The organism is Paenibacillus cymbidii (genome assembly GCF_004764705.1).
In the GTDB taxonomy this organism is placed as follows: Bacteria; Bacillota; Bacilli; order Paenibacillales; family NBRC-103111; genus Paenibacillus_AN; species Paenibacillus_AN cymbidii.
On record NZ_SHLX01000034.1, the window covers coordinates 85,889 to 95,271 of the forward strand.

Here is a 9,383-nt window from a genome sequence, read left to right on the forward strand (position 1 = left end):
GAAGAACGCACTTTACCTTTTGAATCGCAAGTTTTCGAGTCAGGCATGAATCGTTTAGGAGGATCAAACCCATGAGTACCACATATATGGCGAAGCCGAATGAAGTTGAGCGCAAATGGTACATCATCGACGCCGAAGGCAAGACGCTTGGCCGTCTCGCCAGCGAAGCGGCAAGTATCATTCGCGGCAAACATAAACCGCAATTTACGCCTCATGTTGATACAGGCGATTTTGTGATCGTCATCAATGCTAGCAAAGTTGTCCTTACCGGCAAGAAGCTGCAGAAGAAAATGTACTACCGTCACTCCTTGTACTCGGGCGGCTTGAAAGTTACCCCCGCACAAGAAATGTTGAACAAGAATCCGGAGCGCATGCTGGAGCTTGCCATTCATGGCATGCTGCCGAAGACGCGTCTGGGAGAGCGTTTGAAGACGAAGCTGAAAGTATTCGCAGGCGCCGAGCATACGCATCAAGCACAACAACCGGAAGTTTGGGAACTTCGCGGATAATAGCGAACATTAGAGGAGGACAGTTTCATGGCTCAAGTTCAATACTATGGAACGGGTCGTCGCAAGCATTCGGTTGCGCGCGTACGTCTTGTGCCGGGTGAAGGCCGCATCATCATCAACAAACGCGACATCAACGATTATTTCGGTTTGGAAACGCTGAAGCTGATCGTGAAACAACCGCTGACGCTGACCGATACGCTTGGCAAGTACGACGTGTTGGTTATTGCTCACGGCGGTGGCACGACAGGTCAAGCGGGCGCGATCCGTCACGGCATCTCCCGCGCTCTGCTGAAGGCGGATACGGAATTCCGCGGTTCGCTGAAGAGAGCCGGTTTCCTGACGCGCGATCCGCGCATGAAGGAACGGAAGAAGTACGGCTTGAAAGCAGCTCGTCGCGCGCCTCAGTTCTCGAAACGTTAATCCTGGCCCCGGCCTGGATTCAGAACCTTTCCCGTCATGCGGCGGGAAAGGTTTTTTAGTCATTCTCCGACTCCGGCCGGCACCAGTTTTTCCTTTTGCCAATATGATGATAAGTGCCTATAGAAAATGTGTGAAAGCCATTGACTTTAATCCATAATGGAATATAATAAAGACAAAACTTTTTATTCAGACTGTTTTACTTGGGATTATGAACGGGAGGCTGTAACCATGAATTTATTTGAAAAAGAAGCTTTGGTGCGGGACGCGGCAGAACGATTCGAGAACGAATCTCCGGAAACAATTCTGGCTTGGGCCGTTGAGAAATTCCCGAGTATTACGCTCGCATGCAGCTTTGGCGCCGAGGATGTTGTGCTTGTCGATATGCTGCAAAAGGTAAGTCCGAAGACGGACATCTTCTATTTAGATACGGATTTCCACTTCAAAGAAACGTATGAGACCCGCGATCGGATGGAGCAGCATTACGGCATGAAGTTCGTGCAGGTGAAACCGAAGCTGACGCCGGAAGAGCAAGCGGAGCAATTCGGCGAAGCGTTGTGGAAGTCCGATGCGAACAAATGCTGCAACATCCGCAAGGTGGATCCGTTGACGGACATTCTGTCCCGTTACAATGCCTGGATTACCGGTATTCGCCGCGATCAGGCACCGACTCGCGCCAATGCGAAGAAAGTGGAGTACGACGTCAAGTTCGGTTTGATCAAGTTCAATCCGCTCGCCAGTTGGACCTCCGAGGACGTATGGAACTACATTCGCACGAACAATGTCATCTACAACCCGCTTCATGACCAGAACTATCCGAGCATCGGCTGCGAGTATTGCACACGCCAAGTGGCGCCGGGCGAAGATCCGCGCGCAGGCCGTTGGGCAGGGTCCGAGAAGACGGAATGCGGGCTGCATAAATAATCGATACCCGGACGGGGCACGGAGGGAAATGCAATGGCAGAAACGATCAAGCCGCATGGCGGCACGCTGATCAATCGATTGGCAGACGCCGGCAAGCGTGAGCAATTGCTTCAGGAAGCGGCGTCGCTGACGGCGATTCCGGTTAATACTTGGGCCATATCGGATTTGGATTTGATCGCGATCGGCGCCTTTTCGCCGCTCAAGGGATTCATGAACGAAGCGGACTACAGCTCGGTCGTCGAACGCATGCGTCTTGCGGACGGCCATGTATGGAGCATTCCGATCACGCTTGGCGTGACCGAGGAACTGGCTGCTCAGCTCGCAGTCGGCAAACGCGCGGCGCTTGTCGGCGAAAACGACGGCGTCATTTATGCGATCATCGACGTGGCCAGCATTTACAAGGTCGATCAGAAGCACGAAGCGAAGCTTGTCTTCAAGACCGACGACGAAGCGCATCCGGGCGTGCAGAAGCTGTATACGAAGCCGTCGATTTATGTCGGTGGCGACGTTCATGTGCTTAACCGTCCGAAGCCGGAGAAATTCCAGGAGTTTTACTTCGACCCGGCGGAAACGCGCCGTCTGTTCGCCGAGAAGGGCTGGCGTACGGTAGTAGGCTTCCAGACGCGCAATCCGGTGCACCGGGCACACGAATACATTCAGAAGTCCGCGATGGAAATCGTCGACGCGTTGTTCCTGAACCCGCTCGTCGGCGAAACGAAGTCGGACGATATTTCCGCCGATGTGCGGATGCGCAGCTACCTGGTGCTGCTTGAGAACTACTATCCGAAGGATCGTGTCTTCCTCGGCGTTTTCCCGGCCGCCATGCGTTATGCAGGGCCGCGGGAAGCGATTTTCCACGCCATGGTGCGCAAAAACTACGGCTGCACGCATTTCATCGTGGGCCGCGACCATGCCGGCGTGGGCGACTATTACGGCACGTATGAAGCGCAGGAAATTTTCCGCAACTTCACCGCGGAAGAGCTGACCATTACGCCGCTGTTCTTCGAGCACAGCTTCTTCTGCACCAAGTGCGGCAACATGGCCTCGAGCAAAACGTGCCCGCACGGCGCGGAAGATCATCTCCACCTGTCCGGCACCAAGGTGCGCGGCCTGCTTCGCGAAGGCAAGTGCCCGCCCAAAGAGTTTACCCGTCCGGAAGTGGCGGAAGTGCTGATCGATGGCGTACGCGAACAGTTCACCGCATCGGGTATCTAAGGTATATTTGTCCACCTCGTCCCATATAGATGAGCATGAGTCTATTTGGAGCAGGGGTGGATTTTTTTATGCGCAAAATTCGCAAACGCGTAGTCATTTGGGTAAACGGCAACGGACTGTTCAAAATCGGGATGTCGGCGCTGCTCGTGGCGATGATGCTGTTTCTGTTCAGTTACGAGCTTCCCACGGCTCGCACGTGGACCTACTGGACGATGCCGCTGTCGGGCAAGGTGATTGCGCTCGATGCGGGGCATGGCGGTCCCGATGGCGGCGCGTCGAGCAAGTCGGGCATTATCGAGAAGGACATCAACCTTTCGATCGTCCTTTATTTGCGCGATTTCCTGCAGCAGGCCGGCGCTGTCGTCGTCATGACACGGGAAAGCGACACCGACCTGGCCGATGAGGGGACGAACGGGCTCAGCCGGCGCAAAACCGAAGATTTGCTGCGGCGGGCCGATTACGTGCGCAGGATGAAGGCGGACTTGCTGCTCAGCGTGCACCTGAACAGCTTGCCGACCGGCAATTGGAGCGGTGCGCAAACCTTTTATCCGGCGGGCAATGACGGCGGCAAACAACTGGCGGCGTTCATCCAGAGCGAGCTGCGCGATCACCTGGATACCAGCCGCGTGATCAAGTCGGCCGACAACGTCTATCTGCTTAAGGCATTGCAAATCCCAAGCGCACTGGTCGAGGTAGGCTTTCTCTCCAATGAGCAGGAGGCGCGGCTGATGGCGCAAAGCAAATACCAGCAGCAGGTGGCGGATGCGATTTACCGTGGCGTCTTGCGCTTCTACAGCGGAGAAAAAGTGGGTTCCGGATGAAAATATGCTATAATTATTTTAACTGGCACAAGGAGTGAACGAATTGGCAACGAAAGAGCAAGTGCTCGCAGCCGTTAGCTTTATTTATGATCCAACTTACCATAAGCCCCTTGCCGAACTGCAACTGATTCGCGACATTATGGTCAAGGAGCAGCAAGTTTCTTTGACGGTTGTACTGACGCAGGACGAGGACAAGCTGCGGGAGCAATACCGGCAGGATGTCCAGGAAGCGCTCCACGCGCTCGGCCAGCAACAAATTCATATTCGCTTCCGCACCATCACCGACTTCGAGCGCGGCGAACTGGAGAAGCGGTTGAACCCGGCGCCGGCCGGAGAGGCGCCTCGACCCGCCGAGCCGGCCAAACAAGCTGCCCCGCCGCAAGCGGAGCATAAGCACGCCGCCCCGCCGCGCGCGCCGGAAACGGCCAAGCTGCTCGCACCTTCGTCCGGCGTGCGCTTCATCGCCATCGCCAGCGGCAAGGGAGGCGTCGGAAAGTCGACCGTTACCGTCAACCTGGCCGTTGCGCTCGCGCGTCAAGGCAAAAGAGTCGGAATCATCGATGCCGACATTTACGGATTCAGCGTTCCCGACATGATGGGGATCGAAGAGCGCCCCGAACAGGAAAACAACAAAATCATTCCTGTCGAGCGGTTCGGCGTCAAAGTGATGTCGATGGGCTTTTTCGTCGAAGACAACGCGCCGATCATCTGGCGCGGTCCGATGCTCGGCAAGATGCTGCGCAACTTCTTCGGCGAAGTCGAGTGGGGCGATCTCGACTATTTGCTGCTTGACTTGCCTCCAGGTACCGGCGATATTGCGCTTGACGTGCACCAGATGATTCCGCAAAGCAAGGAAATCGTCGTGACTACTCCGCACGCAACAGCTGCTTTCGTGGCGGCGCGCGCCGGTGCGATGGCGATTCATACGAACCATGAAATTCTCGGCGTCATCGAGAATATGGCGTATTATCTGGACAAGTCGGGCGAGAAGGATTACGTGTTCGGCCGCGGCGGCGGAGGCAAACTGGCGGAAGAGCTTCACACCGAGCTGCTGGCCCAAATTCCGCTTGGAGCGCCGGACAACCATATTGCGGAGCCGGACTACTCGCCTTCCGTCTATAAGGCGGATACGGAGACCGGCCGTATGTACGACGAGGTGGCCCGGGCCATCATCGTCAAATTCCCATAAATAACGGGCCGCCTGCGAATCGACATCCTGTCGACTTGCAGCGGCCCGTTTTGCGGTGATCGCGTCATTCCTCTTGATCGTCTTCCTTCTTCTTCTTGTTGCTCGCTTCGTCGCCCGATTTGCCGCCGGCGTTGTCGTCGGATGGGGACGGGGACTGGGACGGTGAGGGGGAGGACTGTCCGCCCTGGTTGCCTTGCTTCTGCTGCTGTTTCTGCCCGCCGCCGCTCTGCGCGTTTTCTTCTGTCGGCCGGGCGCCTTCTTCCACCACTTTCTTCAGTATATCCATGACTTGCAGCTTGAACAACGGACTTTGCATCGTATCGGTGACCGCGTTCGCCATCATTTGCTTGTATTTGGGCTGCTTCATCAGCGTGAACATGATTTGGTCAAAATCCGGCGTGTTCATCGCTTCCATCATCGATTTCTGATAAGTCGGGTCCTTCAGCAAATCCTTGTAAATTTGCTTGTTTTGTTTCTCGATCGCCTTGGCGAACTCGCCGGCAAACCGCGGGTCGGTCATCGTCTTTTCGATAAACTTGGCGTTGTTCGGATCGGTCAGCACTTGCTTGACGGCCATCTGCATTTGCACGCCTTCGTTGGTCGACAGCAGCTGCGCCGTTTTGTCCTTGTTTTTGTTCAAGGCTTCCTGGATCGTCTTCTGGGCGTCTTCCGATTTCAACACGTCGATGACGATCGATTTCGTATCCTTGTAGCTCTGCACCTGCTGCTGTTGCTGATCGGATCCGCAGGCAATCACCAAACTGCACAGAAGGACTGCCGGAACCGCTCGAATCCATTTCGTTTTCATGGCGCCGGGCATGCTCCTTTCGCTTTACGGAATAGGCCTAGTATCCGTTGCTTCCTGATTTTTTATCAAACCGTGCGGTTGGCTTTTTGCTGTGAACGTTGGTATTATTAACTATAGAAAAAGGGGCTTGGCCGATCGCCTGCTTGGGAGGAACATCGCTTTGACGATCAAGAAATGGATTTATATTTTCTGGACAACGCTTGTGCTCGGAACGGTTGTGTCGGTAGCCATGGGGGCGCTGCTGCTCGCGCTGTTTGACGATATCAGCTTGGCCGAAGGGACGAAAGCCGGGTTCGATGGCTATACGGTGACGTTCGTCGTGTTGATTGGCGCGACGATCAGCGTGCTGAGCCAGATGGGCTTTTTTTCGTATTTGATTATCCGCTATATCGCGATCGGCATTTTCCGCAGCAAACGGCTGTGGGAGTATGTCCAGCTTTTCCTTATTGCCGACACGGTATTCGCCATGATTTATTTGCCATACGCCAACTTTGCCGAGCCAGGGGAGAGCATCGCTTCTTATTTGGCGATTCCGCTCGTGCTGCTCGCCGCCGCGCTGCTCATTTCCTATTGGAAGGTGAGGCAGACGAATCGCAATGCGTTTGTGCCGACGCTTTTTTTTATGTACACCGTTACTGCGCTTGAGGCGGTCGTTGCGCTGCGCCAGAACAGCTTGCCGCTGGATTTGTACATGCTGGCTGTGCTCGTGGTGTGCAACGGGTGGCAAATTATGCTGCTGCACAAGCTCGTCGGCAATGCCGGCGGCGAGAAGCAGGAGACGGGTGGAGCAGGCGCGCAAGCGGCATTGCGGCCGCAGTTGGCCGGCACGCCGGGCGCCGCGGCGAGGAACGATCGTCCCGCGGGGGGCGGCGGATCGCGCGGGCAGAAGGCCAAATCGGGCAAAAAAAAGACTCCTTCGCGGAGTCGTTAGCCCATATTCCCGTTTGTCTGACTGTCGTCGACGGGCTGCTGTTCGCTTTTCGTCTGGTTCAACAGGCCGGATACCGTGACGAATTCGTAGCCTTTGGCCCGCAGTTGATCGATGATGATCGGAAGCGCTTCGTGCGTTTGTTTGACCGAGTCGCTGGCATGAAGCAAAATAATGTCGCCGGGATGCGCCTTGGATACGACCCGATTGATGATGTTTTCGGTGCCGATGTTTTTCCAGTCGAGGGAGTCGGTATCCCATTGGATGACCGTATAGCCAAGCTCGCCGGCAATGCGCAGCACGCGCTTGTCAAAATCGCCGTTCGGCATGCGAATCAGCGTCGGCGCTTTGCCTGTCTGATCGGTCAGCATCTGATGAGCGGTTGAAATTTGTTTGCGAATGTCATCGTCGCTCAGTGTGCTGTAATTGAGGTGTTTATGCCCGTGGCTGCCGATTTCGAAGCCGTCCTTGACGATTTTGTCGACGATTTCGGGATGCGTTTTGCTCCAGGGAGAGGAGAGGAAGAAGGTGGCGTTCGCGACCCCTTTCTCCTTGAGGATGTTCAGGATGGGTTCGGCCCGTTTTTCGCCCCAGCTGATATCGAACGTAAGGGCAACGACCTTCTTTTCGGTTTGCACGCTGTAAATGGCTGACGGACCTGTCGGCGCGAATACCGAGACATGATCCTTCTCCGCATACAAAATACCGGCCGCGAACAACATAGCAACAACGATAATCAGCACCTGCTTCAGTTTTTTGCCATTCAGGACATAGAAGTAATTCACAGCATCCGTTCCTCCTTCGTAGCCTGCCGCAGGACATGCGACGGCTTGTTTCATGCTTTGTACAATGTATGCATGTACACCTATCTTATGTCAGTTTGTCCGCAGCTTTTTTGGCCGGATTTCCTGCGCTGCCCGCGGACTTGCAACCTGGAGGATCTCATGAACATTCGCGCACTCCTGCTGTACGCCCGCGGGATGAAGCATTATTTTATCGCCGCTACGCTTGTGTTTGCGGTCGGCATTTGGCTGGGGGCCCAGGACTACGGCAGCTTCTCGCATTTGATCGATTCGCAAAAAGACCGCTTGCAGTCCATCGTGAATGCCCTGTCGCAGGGGGAATACCAGAACCTGAAAATGTTTCTGTTTATTTTCCTGAATAATTCCATCGTAACGACGCTGATTATGTTTACGGGCGCATTCCTCATGATCATGCCGTTGTATTCGCTGCTGACCAATGGCATGCTGCTCGGCCATTTGGCCGCGATTAACGACCATCAGCTCGGTCGGTTTTTTCAGGCGGTGCTGCCTCACGGCATCATTGAAATTCCGGCGATTCTGATCGCCAGCGCATTTGGCATTCGCCTTGGCGTATTGACGCTGCAGGCGTTTCTTTCGCTACCTTTTCCGACACGCAGGGCGCGCGCAGGCGGCAAGTTGCTCGCCTTCTTCCGCGTCTCCATCCCGTTGCTGCTGGTGCTTGTGGCGCTGTTGTTTGTCGCGGCCGTTATTGAAAGCACGTTGACGATGTGGTTGGTGGAGGGGTAAGGCGAGCTAGATTTTTTTTACAAAAGCGGATCATAAAATTTCCAAAATGTGTGCATAACAGTAAAGCGATGGCGGAGGCGTTTGGGCCGGAGCTGCACACAAGTTTCGGAAATTGCGAGTTCAAAAAGACGGCTTTTCAGCACCGAGAAGGTTGCGAGAACCTGAAGAAGGAGTAGCGGAGTTTAGGAAACGCCCTATATAGGGAGTTTAGCTTGCTAAACTCTCCCCGCTAACGAAATGAGCAACGGACTTCGAAGGTGAACGCAAGATTCGATGCCGAATACGCTTCATGAAAAGCTTCGTGATCAAAAGACGACTTTTTGAACTACCTCTGAAAGGGGATTGTTCCTCAGTATGATCGGTTTTTTGTTTAACGACAGGGAATGCCGGGAATTGGATTATGTGCTCCGCAAAGAGCTAGACGAGATGTTGTTCGATCTGAGCGACAAGCGTACCGAAAATGACATGAAGGAAGCGATCGAAAGCCGGTATCGGGTGATCTTCCGCATGTACGCCAGGCTGGCTTCGCCGAAGGAGATTTCCAAATACGCCCGAAGCAGGACGAACCACTGAAGAGCGATCTGCGGCGACTGATCCGAAGGTAAAAAAACGCTTCCACAGGGGTTGACTTCGGTTCCGGGTCTGTGATACATTAGTACTCGCCGCTTGGAAGGCTTGTCCGGAAGCGCGGCGGACGAAAGAAGAAGAAAAAAATAAAGCTTGCAATCGTGATCGGCGATGTGGTATGATATAAAAGTCGCCGTTAAACGACAGCCCACCGGCAAGATGCTTCGCAACAAGACGGCAACATCACGACAATGTCTTGCGCGGCTTGACTTTTCGGGCGACACCAAGCTTCATCATTGCCCTTTGAAAACTGAACAACGAGTGAGCAAGCAACAACGATCTTCGGATCGTAAGCTAGTGTTTTGAAGAGCAAGTTCGAACTACCTTTATGGAGAGTTTGATCCTGGCTCAGGACGAACGCTGGCGGCGTGCCTAATACATGCAAGTCGAGCGGG

The 9,383-nt window shown here is 54.5% G+C and carries 11 protein-coding genes and 1 rRNA gene; 10 read left to right on the top strand and 2 right to left on the bottom strand.

Annotation, left to right across the window (positions count from 1 at the left end; all coding sequences use genetic code 11):
• Positions 1 to 71 precede the first annotated feature (71 nt).
• The 6 genes from rplM to EXY20_RS32340 all read left to right on the top strand — a co-directional run bounded on the left by rplM (position 72) and on the right by EXY20_RS32340 (position 5,075).
• Positions 72 to 509 (top strand): 50S ribosomal protein L13, encoded by a 438-nt coding sequence (rplM, locus tag EXY20_RS32315; protein WP_135556552.1) that lies wholly within the window; start codon positions 72 to 74, stop codon positions 507 to 509.
• Positions 510 to 536: 27 nt separating this feature from the next.
• On the top strand, positions 537 to 929 hold the full coding sequence (rpsI, locus tag EXY20_RS32320) for a 30S ribosomal protein S9 (protein WP_135556553.1): 393 nt from the start codon (positions 537 to 539) through the stop codon (positions 927 to 929).
• 228 nt (positions 930 to 1,157) lie between these two features.
• On the top strand, positions 1,158 to 1,850 hold the full coding sequence (locus tag EXY20_RS32325) for a phosphoadenylyl-sulfate reductase (RefSeq protein ID WP_135556554.1): 693 nt from the start codon (positions 1,158 to 1,160) through the stop codon (positions 1,848 to 1,850).
• Positions 1,851 to 1,883: 33 nt separating this feature from the next.
• Complete coding sequence (sat, locus tag EXY20_RS32330) at positions 1,884 to 3,065, top strand: sulfate adenylyltransferase (protein WP_135556555.1); 1,182 nt, start codon at positions 1,884 to 1,886, stop codon at positions 3,063 to 3,065.
• A gap of 68 nt (positions 3,066 to 3,133) precedes the next feature.
• Positions 3,134 to 3,886, top strand: a complete 753-nt coding sequence (gene cwlD, locus EXY20_RS32335) for an N-acetylmuramoyl-L-alanine amidase CwlD (protein ID WP_135556556.1) — start codon at positions 3,134 to 3,136, stop codon at positions 3,884 to 3,886.
• 43 nt (positions 3,887 to 3,929) lie between these two features.
• A complete protein-coding gene (locus EXY20_RS32340) occupies positions 3,930 to 5,075 on the top strand; it encodes an Mrp/NBP35 family ATP-binding protein (protein ID WP_135556557.1) in 1,146 nt (381 codons plus the stop codon).
• 64 nt (positions 5,076 to 5,139) lie between these two features.
• On the opposite strand, the gene gerD is transcribed toward EXY20_RS32340, so the two are convergent.
• Entirely contained in the window at positions 5,140 to 5,883 is a 744-nt protein-coding gene (gene gerD, locus EXY20_RS32345; protein WP_135556558.1) for a spore germination lipoprotein GerD, read from the bottom strand.
• A gap of 160 nt (positions 5,884 to 6,043) precedes the next feature.
• On the opposite strand from gerD, the gene EXY20_RS32350 reads away from it, so the two are divergent.
• Entirely contained in the window at positions 6,044 to 6,814 is a 771-nt protein-coding gene (locus EXY20_RS32350) for a KinB-signaling pathway activation protein (RefSeq protein ID WP_135556559.1), read from the top strand.
• Here EXY20_RS32350 and pdaB read toward each other — a convergent pair.
• Positions 6,811 to 7,596: a polysaccharide deacetylase family sporulation protein PdaB gene (gene pdaB, locus EXY20_RS32355; protein WP_135556560.1), complete on the bottom strand. Its 786-nt coding sequence runs from the start codon at positions 7,594 to 7,596 to the stop codon at positions 6,811 to 6,813. The genes EXY20_RS32350 and pdaB overlap by 4 nt on opposite strands.
• 159 nt (positions 7,597 to 7,755) lie before the next feature.
• Between pdaB and EXY20_RS32360 the strand changes: the two genes are divergently transcribed.
• From EXY20_RS32360 to EXY20_RS32370, 3 genes are all read left to right on the top strand, one after another.
• Positions 7,756 to 8,361, top strand: a complete 606-nt coding sequence (locus tag EXY20_RS32360; protein ID WP_167859678.1) for a stage II sporulation protein M — start codon at positions 7,756 to 7,758, stop codon at positions 8,359 to 8,361.
• A gap of 354 nt (positions 8,362 to 8,715) precedes the next feature.
• Positions 8,716 to 8,934, top strand: a complete 219-nt coding sequence (locus EXY20_RS32365) for a hypothetical protein (protein ID WP_135556562.1) — start codon at positions 8,716 to 8,718, stop codon at positions 8,932 to 8,934.
• 379 nt (positions 8,935 to 9,313) lie between these two features.
• Positions 9,314 to 9,383 (top strand): 16S ribosomal RNA (locus EXY20_RS32370); the annotation flags it as partial.

Bases quoted from the DNA above. Each gene is read 5' to 3' on its own strand.
- rplM (WP_135556552.1), top strand. From the start codon at position 72: ATGAGTACCACATATATGGCGAAGCCGAATGAAGTTGAGCGCAAATGG.
- rpsI (WP_135556553.1), top strand. From the start codon at position 537: ATGGCTCAAGTTCAATACTATGGAACGGGTCGTCGCAAGCATTCGGTT.
- EXY20_RS32325 (WP_135556554.1), top strand. From the start codon at position 1,158: ATGAATTTATTTGAAAAAGAAGCTTTGGTGCGGGACGCGGCAGAACGA.
- sat (WP_135556555.1), top strand. From the start codon at position 1,884: ATGGCAGAAACGATCAAGCCGCATGGCGGCACGCTGATCAATCGATTG.
- cwlD (WP_135556556.1), top strand. From the start codon at position 3,134: ATGCGCAAAATTCGCAAACGCGTAGTCATTTGGGTAAACGGCAACGGA.
- gerD (WP_135556558.1), bottom strand. From the start codon at position 5,883: ATGAAAACGAAATGGATTCGAGCGGTTCCGGCAGTCCTTCTGTGCAGT.
- EXY20_RS32360 (WP_167859678.1), top strand. From the start codon at position 7,756: ATGAACATTCGCGCACTCCTGCTGTACGCCCGCGGGATGAAGCATTAT.
- EXY20_RS32365 (WP_135556562.1), top strand. From the start codon at position 8,716: ATGATCGGTTTTTTGTTTAACGACAGGGAATGCCGGGAATTGGATTAT.